This window comes from Psychroserpens sp. SPM9, assembly GCF_025153525.1.
Classification (GTDB): domain Bacteria; phylum Bacteroidota; class Bacteroidia; order Flavobacteriales; family Flavobacteriaceae; genus Psychroserpens.
This window is the reverse complement of record NZ_JANZNR010000003.1, coordinates 309,337-326,582: the sequence shown is the minus strand read 5'-3', so window position 1 is coordinate 326,582 and position 17,246 is coordinate 309,337. Positions and strand designations below refer to the sequence as shown.

18 protein-coding genes are annotated in these 17,246 nt (G+C 34.1%); 6 read left to right on the top strand and 12 right to left on the bottom strand.

The window, feature by feature from the left end:
• Window positions 1-6: 6 nt before the first annotated feature.
• Window positions 7-654, bottom strand: coding sequence for a pyridoxamine 5'-phosphate oxidase (gene pdxH / locus N4270_RS07850; protein WP_260096475.1), 648 nt, complete (start codon window positions 652-654; stop codon window positions 7-9).
• Window positions 655-736: 82 nt separating this feature from the next.
• Here pdxH and N4270_RS07845 point away from each other — a divergent pair, with 82 nt between their 5' ends.
• The gene (locus tag N4270_RS07845) at window positions 737-1,171 is read left to right on the top strand and encodes a hypothetical protein (protein WP_260096474.1); all 435 of its coding nucleotides are present in this window, start codon (window positions 737-739) and stop codon (window positions 1,169-1,171) included.
• Window positions 1,172-1,292: 121 nt separating this feature from the next.
• On the opposite strand, the gene N4270_RS07840 is transcribed toward N4270_RS07845, so the two are convergent.
• The 6 genes from N4270_RS07840 to rpsA form a co-directional block, all read right to left on the bottom strand.
• The gene (locus N4270_RS07840; protein WP_260096473.1) at window positions 1,293-2,198 is read right to left on the bottom strand and encodes a ribonuclease Z; all 906 of its coding nucleotides are present in this window, start codon (window positions 2,196-2,198) and stop codon (window positions 1,293-1,295) included.
• Between the two features lie 68 nt (window positions 2,199-2,266).
• Window positions 2,267-2,599, bottom strand: coding sequence for a ribonuclease Z (locus tag N4270_RS07835; RefSeq protein WP_260096472.1), 333 nt, complete (start codon window positions 2,597-2,599; stop codon window positions 2,267-2,269).
• 4 nt (window positions 2,600-2,603) lie between these two features.
• Window positions 2,604-3,533 (bottom strand): aspartate carbamoyltransferase catalytic subunit, encoded by a 930-nt coding sequence (locus tag N4270_RS07830; RefSeq protein WP_260096471.1) that lies wholly within the window; start codon window positions 3,531-3,533, stop codon window positions 2,604-2,606.
• Window positions 3,534-3,587: 54 nt separating this feature from the next.
• Window positions 3,588-4,127: a bifunctional pyr operon transcriptional regulator/uracil phosphoribosyltransferase PyrR gene (pyrR, locus tag N4270_RS07825; RefSeq protein WP_260096470.1), complete on the bottom strand. Its 540-nt coding sequence runs from the start codon at window positions 4,125-4,127 to the stop codon at window positions 3,588-3,590.
• A 133-nt stretch (window positions 4,128-4,260) separates the two neighbouring features.
• On the bottom strand, window positions 4,261-5,004 hold the full coding sequence (locus N4270_RS07820; protein ID WP_260096469.1) for a T9SS type A sorting domain-containing protein: 744 nt from the start codon (window positions 5,002-5,004) through the stop codon (window positions 4,261-4,263).
• Between the two features lie 340 nt (window positions 5,005-5,344).
• Window positions 5,345-7,204, bottom strand: coding sequence for a 30S ribosomal protein S1 (gene rpsA / locus N4270_RS07815; protein WP_260096468.1), 1,860 nt, complete (start codon window positions 7,202-7,204; stop codon window positions 5,345-5,347).
• A gap of 457 nt (window positions 7,205-7,661) precedes the next feature.
• On the opposite strand from rpsA, the gene N4270_RS07810 reads away from it, so the two are divergent.
• A complete protein-coding gene (locus N4270_RS07810; RefSeq protein ID WP_260096467.1) occupies window positions 7,662-8,039 on the top strand; it encodes a LysM peptidoglycan-binding domain-containing protein in 378 nt (125 codons plus the stop codon).
• Window positions 8,040-8,111: 72 nt separating this feature from the next.
• Here the strand turns inward: N4270_RS07810 and cmk are convergent, their stop codons facing one another.
• The 4 genes from cmk to lon form a co-directional block, all read right to left on the bottom strand.
• Window positions 8,112-8,801, bottom strand: coding sequence for a (d)CMP kinase (cmk, locus tag N4270_RS07805; protein WP_260096466.1), 690 nt, complete (start codon window positions 8,799-8,801; stop codon window positions 8,112-8,114).
• Entirely contained in the window at window positions 8,798-9,820 is a 1,023-nt protein-coding gene (gene porQ, locus N4270_RS07800) for a type IX secretion system protein PorQ (RefSeq protein WP_260096465.1), read from the bottom strand. The genes cmk and porQ overlap by 4 nt, the downstream gene beginning before the upstream one ends.
• Before the next feature lie 74 nt (window positions 9,821-9,894).
• A complete protein-coding gene (locus N4270_RS07795; protein ID WP_260096464.1) occupies window positions 9,895-10,692 on the bottom strand; it encodes a LysM peptidoglycan-binding domain-containing protein in 798 nt (265 codons plus the stop codon).
• Window positions 10,676-13,129: an endopeptidase La gene (lon, locus tag N4270_RS07790; RefSeq protein ID WP_260096463.1), complete on the bottom strand. Its 2,454-nt coding sequence runs from the start codon at window positions 13,127-13,129 to the stop codon at window positions 10,676-10,678. The genes N4270_RS07795 and lon overlap by 17 nt, the downstream gene beginning before the upstream one ends.
• A 229-nt stretch (window positions 13,130-13,358) precedes the next feature.
• Between lon and N4270_RS07785 the strand changes: the two genes are divergently transcribed.
• Genes N4270_RS07785 through N4270_RS07770 form a run of 4 tightly spaced genes read left to right on the top strand, consistent with a single transcriptional unit; the run spans window position 13,359 to window position 16,317 of the window.
• Window positions 13,359-13,919: an RNA polymerase sigma factor gene (locus N4270_RS07785; RefSeq protein WP_260096462.1), complete on the top strand. Its 561-nt coding sequence runs from the start codon at window positions 13,359-13,361 to the stop codon at window positions 13,917-13,919.
• 16 nt (window positions 13,920-13,935) lie between these two features.
• Entirely contained in the window at window positions 13,936-14,499 is a 564-nt protein-coding gene (locus tag N4270_RS07780; protein ID WP_260096461.1) for a hypothetical protein, read from the top strand.
• Window positions 14,477-15,571 carry a hypothetical protein gene (locus tag N4270_RS07775; RefSeq protein WP_260096460.1) on the top strand — a complete coding sequence of 365 codons (1,095 nt, stop codon included), beginning with the start codon at window positions 14,477-14,479 and terminating at the stop codon, window positions 15,569-15,571. Before N4270_RS07780 ends, N4270_RS07775 begins: the two co-directional genes overlap by 23 nt.
• Before the next feature lie 23 nt (window positions 15,572-15,594).
• The gene (locus N4270_RS07770) at window positions 15,595-16,317 is read left to right on the top strand and encodes a head GIN domain-containing protein (RefSeq protein ID WP_260096459.1); all 723 of its coding nucleotides are present in this window, start codon (window positions 15,595-15,597) and stop codon (window positions 16,315-16,317) included.
• 78 nt (window positions 16,318-16,395) lie between these two features.
• Here the strand turns inward: N4270_RS07770 and N4270_RS07765 are convergent, their stop codons facing one another.
• On the bottom strand, window positions 16,396-17,232 hold the full coding sequence (locus N4270_RS07765) for a hypothetical protein (protein ID WP_260096458.1): 837 nt from the start codon (window positions 17,230-17,232) through the stop codon (window positions 16,396-16,398).
• Window positions 17,233-17,246: the final 14 nt, after the last annotated feature.

Here is a 17,246-nt window from a genome sequence, read left to right as displayed (position 1 = left end):
ATACTATTATGGTGATAAGCGGTCTAAGTTCCAATTAAGATCTTTATCCAATTGATAACGTAAGCGATCGTGCAGTCGGTTAGGACGTCCTTGCCAAAATTCGATTTCAAAAGGCTTGACAATAAATCCGCCCCAAGATTCAGGTCGCGGAATGTCTTTACCTTCATAAGCGGCTTCCAGTTCTTTTAAGCGTTCTTCTAAAACTGCTCTATCAGGAATGGTGGCACTCTGTTGAGAAACTAAAGCACCTAACTGGCTTCCTCTTGGTCGAGATTCGAAATAGCCATCACTTAAATTTTCAGCAATTTTTTCGGCTTGACCTTTAATAATGATTTGACGTTCTGCAGCAGGCCAAAAAAATGACAAACACACCTTGGGGTTATTGAGAATCGCTTGACCTTTTTCGCTATTATAATTGGTATAAAAAATAAAGCCTTCGTAGGTAAACTTTTTTAAGAGCACTACTCTACTCTTCGGAAAACCATCCAGTCCCAAAGTACTTAATGTCATTGCATTTGTTTCTCCTACATCAAAGTTTTTGTCTACTTCATGAAACCATTTTTGGAATAATTCCAACGGATTATCACTCACATTAGCCTCAAGTAATTCTTGTTTTTCGTATGACTTTCTGTAATTGCCTAAGTCTGTATTCATTAGAATCGATTATCGCATTTAATAGGCTTAATCTTTTTTAGCCTCAAATATTTCATATAAATTTAGGGAATAATCCCTACTAATGAAATTTGAAACCAGTAAATATTCTAAAAGTTTAGAATATAAAAAAGTAGAGTTTCCCTTCGGAACGCTCTATACTACAAAGCATTTTGTTATTTCAGAATTAAACGAAGGCATTCACGTTGATTATAATCTCGTAAGTGAATTAATTAGTGCCTTTTCTGAAGACATCAAAAAAGGTTTAAGAATTGGATACATAGCCAACCGAATCAACTCCTACTCCTTTGAACCTCAATTGTGGCTCGATTTTAATAATGAATATGACTTTTTGGTTGCTAGTGCTGTTGTATCCTATAATGATTTTAGTTACCTAAATTCCTCTCTTGAAAAGCATTTTTTTAAGAAAAGTTTGAAACGCTGTCATAATTTAGATGATGCTATCGAATGGATGATGGCCTTAGATGAATTTCAAAAGACAATAAAGAGAAATCGGTAAATGAGATTTAATTGTGATATTATCATAAAAGCACCACTGGGTATTTTTACCAAGGCGATTATATAGAACAAGTCTACAAATGAATGGTTCTGTTTAAAGATTATACAGAATCTACAACACTTTAAAAATCAAATACTTTCCCGTCTTTAGCTAATTCTACAGGTTTAAAAATTGTTTCAGCCTCAGTTTTAAATGCTGTTAAATCGTCGTATCGCGTCGAATAATGCCCGAGAATTAATTGCTTTACATTGGCTTTCTTTGCAATAGTAGCTGCCTGTTTTGCTGTAGAATGCTTCGTAGGTAACGCCAAATCTTCATGCTTATCAATAAATGTCGATTCGTGGTATAAGACATCAACATCCTTAATAATTGGAAGCATCGCTTCGTTATAAGCTGTATCACTACAAAAGGCATAGCTTTTTGGCGGTTGTGGATCTCGAGTTACCGTTTCATTTTTTACAATAGTTCCGTTATTATTAGGAACATCAGCACCTTGCTTTAGTTTTCGATAATAAGCCACATCGATATCGGCATTTAAAACCGCATTGATATCTAATTTACGTTCTCCTGGTTTTTCTTTAAATAAGAATCCGTTGGTATAAATTCGGTGATCTAAAGGAATGGTATGCACTTCAACTTTATCATCTTCATAAATCAGTTCCGAAGTTGTAGACGATAATTCATGAAAAATAAGCTTATAATTGGTCCAGGATTGTGATAGTTTCATTTGAAGTGTAATCACTTCTTTTAAGCCTTTTGGTGCATAGATATGCAAATCGGCTTCACGAGTTAACAATCTAAATGTTGAAATTAAGCCAGCCAGACCAAAGCAATGGTCACCGTGTAAATGCGAAATAAATATGTGTTTGATTTTCCCAAATTTGACTTTATGCCTGCGGAGTTCTACCTGAGTGCCTTCACCACAATCTATTAAAAACGTATGATTTTTAATCTCAAAAATCTGAGCTGTAGGATTGGTATGTAATTGAGGTGTAGCGCTATAACAGCCTAATATGGTTAATTTCATTTATACAGTAACGTTGTTTGTTGCAGAGTCGAAACAACTTATCAAAAAAACGACTCAGTACATTCTTTTTAAAAACCTAAATCACGCTCCATCTCTTCCATTTCAATAATATCATAGGCTTCCTTAGTTGTTGGCACTACGACAATTTCATCTGGCATTTCATCAAGATTTGCGCTGTTAGACACGATGACAAAAGAATGTTTGGCTTTACGATGTTTATTTGATAATTGTAAAAATTCAACAATATCAGAAAGTGTAACCACATCTAATTTGGTTATATTTACGATGATATTATTGTTTTTAAAACGCTCATATAAAACGTCAATTTTCTTTACAAGCTCTACAATAGATGCTTTCTCCTGGGTAATTATGGTGGTATTTCCGTCGTTATCAAAAATCATATGCTTAATGTTTTATTTTAGAAGCTAATAAATAAATGACAGCCATTCGTATAGCTACTCCGTTTTGAACTTGGTCTAAAATGATGGCTTGATCAGAATCTGCTACATCACTTGTAATCTCAACACCTCTGTTTATTGGTCCGGGATGCATAATCGTAATATCTTTATCCAGAGAATTTAGCAATGCTTTATTAACGCCGTATTGTTGCGTGTATTCTCGGGTTGAAGGAAAATAACTAATATCCATACGCTCATTTTGAACACGAAGCATATTAGCCACATCACACCAATTAAGCGCTTTACGTAAATTGGTTTCTACTTTCACGCCTAAATCCTTAATGTATTTTGGAAGCAAGGTTTTGGGTCCGCAAACCATCACATTGGCACCTTGTAATTGCAAGGCATAAATGTTTGAAAGCGCTACTCTACTGTGTAATATATCACCAACAATAACCACGTTTTTACCTTTAACGTCACCAAGACGTTCTCGTATCGAATAGCTATCTAACAAGGCTTGGGTTGGATGCTCATGAGCGCCATCGCCAGCATTAATAATACTTGCATCGACATGTTGTGATAAAAACACACCAGCTCCCGGATTGGGGTGACGCATAACCACCATATCTACTTTCATAGATAAAATGTTATTTACCGTATCAATTAAGGTTTCTCCTTTTTTTACTGAAGATTGAGAGGCTGAAAAATTAATAACATCTGCTGAAAGTCGCTTTTCGGCTAATTCAAACGACAATTTTGTACGTGTCGAATTTTCGAAAAACAAGTTGGCAATGGTAATATCTCTAAGCGAAGGCACTTTTTTAATGGGTCTATTAATCACTTCCTTGAAATGATCTGCCGTTTCAAAAATCAATTGAATATCCTTTTCGTTAAGATATTTAATTCCCAATAAGTGATTAACACTTAATTCGCTCATTTTTTTAGTATTCAGATGGCATCTTAAACTCAGATGCACTTTAATTATTCGCTTTTAACTATTCTCTAAGTATACGGCATCTTCGCCTTCATTTTCAAACCAATTTACTTTGACTTTTTCTTCATTAATTGCATCTACTTGCCGACCTCTGTAATTGGGTTGGATTGGTAAATGTCTGCTAAAACGTCTGTCGATTAAAGTTAATAGTTCAATTTCATTAGGTCTTCCAAAGGATTGGATAGCCGTTAATGCGGCTCTTATGCTTCGTCCGGTATATAAAACATCGTCAATAAATACAATGTTTTTATTTTCAACTATAAAATTAATGTCTGTGGTATTAGCTTCAAGAATTTTCTCACCTCTTCTAAAATCATCTCTAAAAAACGTGATATCTAGATGGCCTAATTCAATGTTTTTAATCTTGTAATCTGTCGTTAGTATTTCAGCTAAACGATTAGCCAAGAACGTCCCTCTAGGTTGTAATCCTATTAGAACAGTATTAGAAAAGTCGTTGTGATTTTCAATAAGTTGACAAGCCAATCGATGAAGAATGATGTTTATTTCTTTAGCATTAAGTAATACTTTTTGACTCATATAGCTTTCCAAACGTATTTGGAGAACAAAGTTAAGTTAAAAAATTAGGGTTTGCAATTGGTTTATTAGTGTTATTAATAAAAAAGGAAGTTCTAACGAACTTCCTTTTTTTATCTGGTGAGATACGATGTAATTAGTACTTAACAAACTTAAATACTTTATTTAAGTTTTGATGTTCAATGTTTAACACATATAAACCTTTAGAAAGTGTAGAAATATCTATAGATTTAAATTGCTTCTGGTTATCATTTTTCAGAATCAACTTTCCTTCCAAATTATAAATCTTATAGTTTAGAGTAGAATTAATATTAAATAATTTGATTTTTTGATTATTAACAAAGTAATCGAACTGATCTCTTTCGACTTCTGAAGTTGATAACGTAGCATCAAACTCGCTCGTCATACTTATCAATGTTCCAGATAATAATCCTGTTAGTAAGCCCCCTAGTCCATCAGGCTTATACACTCTCAAATAATAAACATCACCTGGATTAACATTATCAATAACTAACTCAAAATTTGCATTAGCTAAAATAGGCACCACATAATTATCGCAAGTAATCTCTTGTAGGTTTAAAAGATTTCCTCCAGGGGCAACTAAAATTTGATAATTGAATTGAGTAAGCAAAATGACACCAGCACTCGCCATACCAATAGTAACCTTATTCTCTCCTGCTAGAACAGGGTGTTGATAAAACACATCTTCTTCAGAACTACATGCCGGCTCTAATTCAGATTTAGTGGCTGTGTCATAGTCTAAGACATTGACAGACACATTGGCTCCATTAACATAAATTGCATCGTTGATAGTGTCTCCATCTTGAGCACTAACTTGTTGTAGCACAAATAATGCTACGCATAGTAAAAAATTTTTCATAATTTAAAAGATTTGGGTTAATAAAAAGCTACTAAAACTTAGGGAGAACTAATTATGCTTATTTATTATCAAAATAAATTATTTTCATGTTTTTACTAATATTTTTAAATATTATCCATTAATTTAACAAAAAATATAATATTTACAGCTATTTTACTTTAAAATTATTGTGATTTTATTTTGAAATGTTAAAATTTATTTATAATTCTTACAAAAAAAATCAGATTGTCGAACAAATTTTTTGGTATAAAATTTGAGACACATAAAAAAAGCCTCTCGATTTTCGAGAGGCTTTTTAATATAGAATAATGAGATTCCTTTTTTCAAAGGAATTTAGGAATTATTTCTTCCCGTCCATTTTATCTTTAAGCGCTTGTAAAGCGTCATTAGCATCACCTAAAGTTGGTTTTGCTTCTGCTGCTTGAGCTTCTTGCTTCTTCACAGCTGCTTTTACATTTGCCATTTCTTCTTCTTTGAAGATCGCTGTATGAGATGCTACAACTCTTTTGAATTCTTTATTGAACTCAATGATTTTGAATTCTGCAGATTCTCCTTTCTTCAATTTGCTTCCGTCTTCTTTTTCTAAGTGACGAGATGGTACAAAAGCAACGATATCTTCATTGAAATCGATAGTTGCACCTTTGTCAACAATCTCTCCAATTTCAGCAGTATGCGTAGTACCTAGAGCAAATTCAGTTTCATACTTATCCCAAGGGTTGTCAGTTGTTTGTTTGTGACCTAAAGATAATTTACGTCCTTCAACATCTAATTCTAATACGACAACTTCTAAAGTATCACCTACGTTAGTAAACTCACTTGGGTGCTTGATTTTCTTAGTCCAAGATAAATCAGAAATATAAATCAATCCGTCAATACCTTCTTCTAATTCAACAAAAACACCAAAGTTTGTAAAGTTACGTACGATACCTGAATGTTTAGAACCTACAGGATATTTAGATGTAATATCTGTCCATGGATCTGGTGTTAATTGCTTAATACCAAGAGACATTTTACGATCTTCTCTATCTAAAGTTAAGATTACTGCTTCGATTTCATCTCCAACAGATACGAAATCCTGAGCAGAACGTAAATGTGTTGACCAAGACATTTCACTTACGTGAACTAATCCTTCTACACCTTCTTCTACTTCTACAAAAGCACCGTAATCAGCAATAACAACCACTTTTCCTTTTACTTTATCGCCTACTTTTACAGTATCACCTAAAGCTTCCCAAGGATGCTTGCTTAATTGCTTAAGACCTAACTGGATTCTAGACTTATCTTCATCAAAGTCTAAGATTACCACGTTTAATTTCTGGTCTAATTCTACGATTTCGTTTGGATGGTTAATTCTAGACCAAGATAAATCTGTGATATGAACTAATCCGTCAACGCCACCAAGATCAATAAACACACCGTAAGATGTAATATTCTTAACGATACCTTCTAATACCTGACCTTTTTCTAATTGACCAATGATTTCTTTTTTCTGTTCTTCAATATCGGCTTCGATAAGCGCTTTATGAGACACTACAATGTTTTTGAATTCGTGGTTGATTTTCACAACTTTAAATTCCATTGTTTTATTTACATACTGATCGTAATCTCTAATAGGTTTCACATCAATTTGAGAACCTGGTAAGAATGCTTCTATACCAAATACGTCAACGATCATACCACCTTTAGTTCTGCATTTTACAAAACCGTTTACGATTTCACCAGTGTCATGTGCATTGTTTACACGATCCCATGCTTTAATTACACGAGCTTTACGGTGAGATAATACTAATTGACCCGTTGCGTCTTCACGAACATCAATTAATACTTCTACTTTATCACCAACTTTTAAATCTGGATTGTAACGGAACTCATTAAGAGAAATTACACCTTCAGACTTAGCGTTAATGTCAATAATAGCATCACGATCTGTAATATGAATTACTTCTCCTTCTACAACTTCGTCATCTAAAGTGTCAACGAAATTTTCTGATACTAATTTTTCAAATTCTTCTAATTGTTTGTCATCAACAGGATCAATTCCTTCTTCGTAATTGTGCCAATTGAAATCTTTTAAGAATTTTTCTGGATTTGCTTGAGCCTCAGAAACTTGAGGAGCGTTAGCAGTTTTTGTTTCTGTAGTTTCTACAGTTGCAGCTTCAGTAGTTGCTACTTCAGCTTGTTTTGTTTCTTTTTCAGACATGTGCTGAATTAAAATTTGTATTCTGCATGTTTAGAAAGGATTAAGCGATAACACGCAGAAGCGTTATTGATTATAAATGATTTATTCCTTCTATCTTTCTAAGTCTCGCTAAAAGGAGTGCAAAATTAATGATTTTTAATCAATTAGCAAATTTATGCCTTACAAAATTCATGCTTCTAAACCTTTTATTTGCAGAACGATACTATCTTATGTTATGGTTTAGTGCTACTTTTTGAAATATAATCCTTTCGTTTGTTGTCTGAGAAATGGTTAGCACGAACGCTTAGAATATTGAATGCATTCAAATTCTCTCCATTAAATGTCTATTTTAAAACCTCAAAATCTATCATTAAAATTCTATTAGTTGGTCCGTTTTTTTATTAACATATTTAAATTTTTGGCACATAAATTGGTATATTTACGATAGTATTAACACTAAATTAAAAAACACATTATTATGGTCAGAGCAAAATACCAAGACGTATTAGACTTAGGAGAAACACTTAACATACAAGATGGTGATGTTAAAGTAGAAGATGGTAAATTAAAAATCTGGGGAACCGCAAAAACACAGTATGAAAAAGACTTACTTTGGGATGCTATAAAAAAAGCAGGAGGCGATAGCCCATCTGATATTATGGCCGATATTAAAGTTGCAGATACTTCAGTATATACAAGACATACTGTAAAAAGTGGAGAAACATTAGGGAAAATTGCAAAGCAATATTATGGAAACCCTGCGAAGTATCAAGCTATTTTTGAAGCGAACTCAGATATCTTAAAAAATCCAGATTTAATTCATCCAGATCAAGAATTAATTATCCCTAATTTATAAGATCTAGGGTATAACTTTTAAAAAGTGACTTGAACTTCAACTTGTTGAATGCGCAAGTCGCTTTTTTTTATGCTAAGCTTTAATTTTTTCTTGAGATAGTTTTAAAACAAACTCGAATTGTTCGTTTAAACTCATTTTTGAATTATCCACTTTTACAGCATCGTTTGCCATACTTAATGGTGAATCTTCTCGTGTAGAATCTATATGGTCTCGCGATTGCACGTTTTTAAGCACCTCTTCATACGTTACCTCATCACCCCTTTCTATTAATTCGTCGTAACGACGCTGAGCTCTTTTTTCTGCAGAAGCTGTCATGAACAACTTCAACTCAGCATCGGGAAATACAACCGTTCCTATGTCACGACCATCCATAACAACGCCTTTATCTTTTCCAAAATTTTGTTGTTGTTTGACCAGCTGTTCTCTGACTTCAGAAATGGTGGCTACCTGACTCACACATTGTGAAACTTCTAGGCTTCTGATGGCTTTCTCTACATTGCTTCCATTGAGATACACTTCAGCATACCCCAAATCTTTATTAAATTGAAAATCGATTTTAATCTGATCCAATTGAGCAACAAGTCCTTCGGCATCTAAACAATCGGCATCAATAAATCCGTTTTGCATCGCATACAAAGTTACAGCTCTATACATGGCTCCAGAATCAACATAAACATATCCCAAAGCACTGGCTAATTGCTTAGCAACTGTACTTTTTCCTGTAGATGAAAAACCGTCTATAGCTATGGTAATTTTTCTCATTTTGTCAAATCGATTTGTACTCCGAAGAAATTAGCATTACTGGCACCCGAATATCTTGCATGTGTATAATTAAACCTCATTTTATTGAGCTTAATTCCCAAACCAAATGATAGTCCGGAAAAATTACGCTGCTCCAAAATACGCAACTCTTCAGAACGTCTAAAATTATAACCCAATCTGATATTAAATCCGCGCTCCGGAAACAGCTCGGCTCCAATAATGGTATGGCGCAACACTTCATTTAAAAACCCTACTTTTTCCTGAGTTTGATTACCGTCTAAATCGGTTGTTGCTCGTGACGGATTAGAAAATCCGATAGGCCAAGTCTGTAGGTTTTCAAACGTTAAGTGCCAACGTAAGGGCATATTTTCAAGAGTTTGTGACAACCCAAGATTAACTTCAAAAGGTAGTTTTTCATTTAAACCAGCGTAAGTCACTATTTGAGTTCCCAAATTTCGAATGGTTAAAGCCGCATGAAAATCTAAGCGTTCATTGATGTACATAGCTCCAAAATCGGCAGCCACTCCAATAGAGTTATACTGTTCTAATTTTGAGGTTATTAATTTTAAATTGGCACCAATATAAAAATCAGAATACGGAATTTGATACGCATAACCTGCAGATAAAGCCGCTTCATTTCCTGTAAAGGTTCCTGTAGAAACACCGTTAAGATCGTAACCATCAAAGGTTCCGTAGTTGATATAGGTCATACCAATATGCAAAGTTTGCACGTGTCGGTCCCATGTATAAGCATAAGCAGCAGTCCCGTAACTAATTCCGCCTAAATAACTCGAATAATTAAGAGCCAGCTGATTATCCATTTCGGCATTAATTGTGGCGGGATTAAATAAACCACCTGTGACATCATAATCGTAGTTGGTGATGACTTTTCCACCTAAGGCAGCTTGGCGTGGCGAAGACACTAAATTAAGAAATTGATAGGTCGATTCTCCTCCTACTTGAGCAAACAATGTAGAGGTCATCAACAGACAAAATATCGTAGTAATCTTCTTTAGCATATAAGTTTGCAAAGTAACTAAATCTATCTTAAAACGAATGTATGTCTATTTTATTTTTTTGAAATGTTATTATTCTATTTCAATTGAATCTTTTGACCAGGAATAATCAAATTACTATGCAAGCCATTTAGCGTTTTGATGGCAGCAACTGTCGTGTTATTTCGCTTAGCAATACTATATAACGTATCACCTTTTGAGACTATCCACACTTCGGAAGAATAGCGTTTATCAAAGTTTTTAACTTGTAAATATTGCCCCACTTTAATGAGTGTGGTTTCTAAGTTATTCGCCTTTTTTAAATCGGCTAAAGTGACCTTATACAATTTAGATAAGGAATAAAGGGTTTCACCTTTGGCTACTTTGTGATAATCTGAACTGTTTTTTTCTTCAGTATTCGATGTTGAAGAGGTGTCATACACTAAAGTCGTAGCTTTTTCGGCTTGATGAGCCGTTGTCGTTTTAACTTCGTTGAGATTATCTTCAACTGCTAGGTCATCTATAGTTGTAGCGTTTTCAGAAGTGACTAGCAAGCGTGCCGTTTTCACCTGATCTGAAGTATCAATAACTGTAGTGTAAGATTGACTGAGAGTATCTGGCCTGGTTGTAGTGATGATTTTTGTGCTGTCAACTTTTTTAGTTGTATAACTGTTAGTTATAAGATTGGCTTTAATTACTGTATTGGCAGTTGTATCTGAATCTGTTTTTCTTCCTTTAATGGTTTTAAGATCAACTAATTTTACTTCTCCTGTCTTTACATTTAGTTTTGCAGGTTTACCGTCTAGAACAACGTCTTTTTCAGTTTGAGCAACAGCTCCTAAACTTGAAGCTGCTGCGATTAAAACTGTAATCCATAATTTAAAGTTTCTTTGCATTTTTTACTTTTTGATTGGTTAACGCAAGTTTCAAGACATCGCTCATGTCTTTCACATAATGAAACGTTAAGCCTTTCAAATATTCTGGCTTTATTTCATCGATGTCTCTTTTATTATCTTCACAAAGTAAAATCTCTTTAATTCTTGCTCGTTTAGCTGCAAGTATCTTTTCTTTAATACCGCCAACTGGTAAAACTTTACCTCTAAGCGTAATCTCACCAGTCATTGCTAAACTGTTTTTGACCTTACGTTGTGTAAACAAAGATACTAAAGAAGTTAACATAGTCACACCTGCACTTGGTCCATCTTTTGGAGTGGCACCTTCAGGAACGTGGATATGGACGTTATAATTTTCAAAAACTTCAGGTTTTATACCAAATTCATCAGCATTTGCTTTGATGTATTCCATCGCAATGGTTGCCGATTCTTTCATCACTTTTCCTAAGTTTCCAGTAATGGTTAAATTGCCTTTACCTTTCGATAAAATCGATTCTATAAATAAAATATCGCCTCCTACTCTGGTCCAGGCCAAACCTGTTACCACACCTGCGACATTATTATTTTCATATTTATCGCGTTCTAATTTAGGAGCTCCTAAAACTTCAATCACATCTTCATTAGTGACTTTTAGGTTATAGGTTTCTTCCATAGCAATATTTTTTGCAGCGTGGCGAACCATCTTAGCAATTTGCTTTTCTAAACCACGAACTCCAGATTCTCTGGTATAACCTTCCACAATTTTTTCTAATTGCGGCTTGGCAATTTTAAGATGTTTGTCGGATAAACCGTGTTCCTTTAATTGTTTAGGCAATAAATGACGCTTTCCAATTTCAACCTTTTCTTCAATAGTATAACCGGTAACATTGATAATTTCCATACGATCCATCAATGCAGGCTGAATGCTATTCAAACTATTAGACGTCGCAATAAACATCACTTTAGACAAATCAAAGCCCATCTCTAAGAAGTTATCGTGAAACTCACTGTTTTGCTCTGGATCTAAAACTTCCAATAAAGCCGATGAAGGATCACCTTGATTAGAATTTGACAATTTATCTATTTCATCTAAAACAAAGACTGGGTTTGAGGTGCCTGCCTTTTTTAAATTCTGAATAATACGTCCAGGCATCGCTCCAATGTAGGTTTTACGATGGCCGCGAATTTCAGCTTCATCACGTAAACCACCCAACGACATACGTACATATTCTCTCCCCAAAGCTTCGGCAATAGACTTTCCTAATGATGTTTTTCCAACACCTGGAGGTCCATATAAACAAAGTATAGGCGATTTCATATCGTTACGCAATTTTAAAACCGCCAAATATTCTATGATACGTTTTTTAACATCGTCTAAACCATAATGATCACGATCTAAGATTTTCATCGCGCGTTTTAAATCGAATTTATCGGTACTAAATTCGTTCCATGGCAAATCTAAAAATAAGTCCAAGTAGTTACGCTGAATCGAATACTCTGCAACTTGCGGATTCATTCGTTGCATTTTTGATAATTCTTTATCAAAATGTTCGGCAACCTTTTCATTCCATTTTTTAGTTTTCGCCCGTTGACGCATCTCTTCTATTTCTTCTCCAGAAGACACACCACCACCAAGTTCTTCTTGAATAGTTTTCATTTGCTGATGTAAGAAATACTCACGTTGCTGCTGGTTCATATCACTTTGAACCTTAGACTGAATATCATTTTTAAGTTCTAGCTTTTGAAGCTCAACATTCATCAGTTTTAATGTCGCCAATGCACGCTCTTTTAAATCGTTAACCTCTAACAAGTCTTGCTTTTCTTTTACGGAAAGGTTCATGTTAGACGATACGAAATTGACCAGAAACGAATTACTTTCAATGTTTTTAATAGCGAAAGAAGCTTCGGTTGGAATATTCGGACTGTCTTTTATAATTTGCAAAGACAAATCTTTGATCGATTCTATAATTGCCGAAAACTCTTCATTATCTACAGCAGGCTTCGCTTCAGGAACATCTTTAACTGTAGCGGTTAGATACGGTTCTTCAGAAACAACATCTTGAATTTCAAAACGTTTTTTCCCTTGAATAATGATGGTCGTATTGCCATCTGGCATTTTAAGCACTTTTAAGATCCGAGCTACAGTACCCTTTTTAAAAATATCTTTAGCTGAAGGATCTTCAACTAACTCATCCTTTTGAGAGACAACTCCTATGACTTTACTTCCACTGTTCGCATCTTTTATGAGTTTTATCGATTTGTCTCGGCCAGCAGTAATCGGAATTACTACACCAGGAAACAATACGGTATTACGCAATGGTAAAATAGGGAGCGAATCTGGAAGGAGTTCATTATTTATTTCTGCTTCATCCTCTGGAGTCATTAAAGGAATTAATTCTGAATTTTCATCAAAATCCTGAAATGACAAACTGTCAAGCTTTAAAAATTTAGACTTCTTCATATTATTTTTTTAGTCATTCTGTCATTAAAACAACAAAACTATAGATTTATATACAACTTAATAATTACATTTTTAACTGAATATCAACAGATTAACAAATAAAAGTAATTATATACCTTTATATAATTCCAATAGTTATGCCATTACCTTTTAGATCTGCAAAAACTTTTTTTACTAAAAGTGTAACAAATAGAAATGTCTGCCATCTCTATAATAAAGCATTTGTTTTTTGACACTAACCAATCAAAATATAGAGCAGTTATTGCAGCTTTGTAAATCAGACAACCAGCAAGCGCAAATGGAAGTTTACAAACGATATTACAAGGCGATGTATAACACGGCCCACAGAATTGTAAAAGACAGTTTTGAGGCGGAAGACATCATGCAAGATTCGTTTTTGACAGCATTCACAAAGTTGGATAGTCTTAAAGAGATTAAAACATTTGGATCTTGGCTCAAACGAATCGTCATCAATAACAGCATACATCATTATAAAAAAAACAGTAAATATCAAGATGTGCCTTTAGATGATGTACTATATAAAGTTGAATACTATACCGATATAACCGAAGATTATGACTTTAGTAATCTAAAAGCAAAACAAGTTCTGGAGACTATGGATACGCTTAAGGATAATTATAGAATGGGGTTAACACTCCACTTAATTGAAGGTTATGATTATGAAGAAATTTGTGAGATCATGGATATTTCACCAGGAAACTGCAGAACGATGATCTCGCGCGCTAAAGATAGTTTACGGCAAAGATTAACGCCTTTAGCAGACTATTAATAAAACAAAAAGAACGATGAATAAAAATACTATAGATAAGTTGTTTAAAACCCTAGAACATGATTTCGACACCGAAATACCAAACTCGGGTCATGAACACCGGTTTTTAGATAAACTAAAGCAACAAAACAACACTGTTGTTAACAGCTCTAAAAAAACCAACCACTGGAAACCCTTTTTAGCGGTTGCTGCAACTATAGTATTATGTTTCAGCATTTTTACTGTGATGCAACAACAAAATTCTGAACCTTTGGATTTAGCGAGTGTGTCTCCAGAATTATCACAAACGCAATCCTTTTTTACAACTGCTATTGAACAGGAATTAATCGCAATTGAAGCCCAACGTTCTCCAGAAACTGAAAACATGATTAACGACGCTATGAAAGCCCTTAAGGTTCTTGAAGTCGACTATGAATCGCTACAATTAGATTTAACCGAAAGCGGTAATGATAAGCGTGTTATTTATGCAATGATTACCAATTTTCAAAACCGTATTAATGTCTTAAAAGCTGTTTTAGAACATATTGAAGAAGTTAAAAATTTTAAAAACAACCAAAATGAAAACACAATTACTATATAAATTAATCTTCGCTTTTGTACTCCTTCCTTCATTAGCATTTTCAAACACTCATGATAAATGGAATGGCAAGCACACCAAAGAGAAGACCATCAAAAAAGAATTTAAGGTGACTGCTGATGCCACTTTAAAAGTGAATAACAGCTTCGGGAATATTAGTATCACCACCTATGAAGGTTCTACCATTTCTTTTGAAGTTAAAATCAAAACCAATGGAAATGATTTAGAACAAGTTGAAAAAAAATTAGACGATATCAACGTAGAGTTTAATGCATCATCATCTATGGTTTCAGCAAAAACACATTTCAGTAAAAACAAATCGAAATCCTGGTGGAGTTGGGGAAAAAATAATAATGTTAATATGGAAATCAATTACATTATTAAAATGCCAATTACGAATCATGTTGATCTAAACAATGACTACGGAAATATAGATTTAGAAAAACTAGAAGGTCGTGCCAATATTAACTGTGACTACGGAAAAATTACAACAAAAGAACTTATGGCCGATAACAATTCATTATCGTTTGATTATACAAACAATTGCTACTTTGAATATATAAAAAGCGGAAAAATTAATGCCGATTACAGTAGTTTTACAATAGAAAAAGCAAACCGTCTGGATATTAATGCCGATTATACGGATTCTGAAATTCAAATTGCCGAAGACATTAGCTATAACTGTGATTACGGATCACTGAAAGTTAATAATGCCAACCGTATTAATGGTAATGGAGACTATTTGACCTTACGATTAGGTACTATCTATAAAGATGTAAATATTAAAGCCGATTACGGATCGATAAAAATTGATAAAATGGCAGCAAATGCTGGAAATATTGATATTGAATCCGATTATAATGGTATCACTATAGGTTACGATCCAGCGTATCAATTTAGCTTCGATATTGATTTAGAATATGCGTCTTTACGCAATGCCGATGATTTTGAATTTACCACAAAACGAATCGAATCTACAGATAAATATTACCAAGGCTACTACGGAAGCGCAAATAGCGGCAACCTGATAAGAATTAAATCCGAATATGGTAGCGTCACATTTAAAAGACAATAAAAACTATATAAAATAGAAACATCATGAAAAAAACAATTGTACTAATCGTCGCATTATTAAGCTTTACATTCTCTCAGGCTCAATGGGGAAATAAGAAAGTAAAAGGTAACGGCAACATGACTACTGAAACAAGAAGCACTTCAGATTACGATGCCATTAGCTGTGCAGGTAGTTTTGACTACGTCCTTGTTGCAGGAACAGAAGGCAACATAACCCTTGAAGGAGAATCTAATCTTTTACAATATGTAATTACCGAAGTAAAAGACGGAAAACTAATTATTAAAACGGAAAAAGGTAAAAATCTAGATCCAAGTTTTAACAAAACCATAAAAGTAACCATTCCATTCAAAGACATTCGTAAAGTCTCATTAGCAGGATCTGGAGACTTATGGAACACCGATCGAATTACCACAACGAACTTAGAGGTCTCTTTAGCTGGCTCAGGAGATATTGTTTTAGAGGTTCAAACACAAAAGGTCTCAGGAAAAATTGCAGGTTCTGGCGATATAACATTAAAAGGATCAACGACCGATTTAACAGCAGGTGTTACAGGTTCAGGGGATTTTCACGGATTTAATTTAAATGCTGTAAATACCGATGTTTCTGTAACCGGGTCGGGAGATGCAGAAGTTGTATGTACTGGGCTTTTAAAAGCTCGTGTTACAGGTTCTGGTGACATTGAATACCGAGGCAATCCTTCAAAAAAAGACACGAAGGTTTCTGGATCAGGAAGTATCGAAAACTAAAACTTTAATTCATCAATCAAAATAAAAAAAGCCACTAATTTTTAAGTTAGTGGCTTTTTAATTATCTATTCTTTACTACTAATAAGTAATATTAATCATCCCAGAGGTTAAGCTTAAATCACCACCATCAGCATTGGTTACAATACCCCAAAAAGTTCCTGTTAATGTGCCATCAGTATTAACTGTGATTTCAGATGTAAAATCATCAAATCCTTGCGTTGAAGGAAAGAAAACAGAGGTTAAAGTTAATTCAAATGCTGGATTAATCACATCAACACCAGTTTGGCCTTGACCAACTTCAAAATAAATGGTATAGTTATTAGCTGCGGAAGTTTCTCCAGTAACTTTTAATAAGTCGCCATCAATAACAACATCTACAATATCAAAATCAATAGGTAATGTTCCTGCTGTTAAACTAATTTCAACTTCAAGTGTTGCCTGTGTACAATCTCCTAAATCATCAATTGTTGACTGGATGCTTCCATCGTCATCACCACATTGCGTGATTTGGTTTTCTAATGTTGCTTTATAAGCATTACATAAATTTGTATACTCTTCATCGGAAGCATTTGCAAAAGCCAATTGAGCAGCATCTACGGCATCGGTAGCAGAATCGCAATCATTTACAACGGTAGTACTACAATCTCCCAAGGCATTAACCGCAGCTTCAAGTGTTCCATCTGGATCACCACAGGCTTGAATTTGATCATCCAAAGCATTTTTATAAGCCACACAAAGTTGTTGGTAATTATCATCATTTACACCTAAAAAGTTTAAAGCAGCTTCGGCAGTATTAATGGTCGCTTGTTCACAAGTTATGCCTCCAGTTACAAAATCACCTTCTAAAGGCTCATCTTCACATGACACAAATGATAATATTGTAGCACACAAAAACAATGTAAGTATTTTTTTCATAATAAATTAAAATT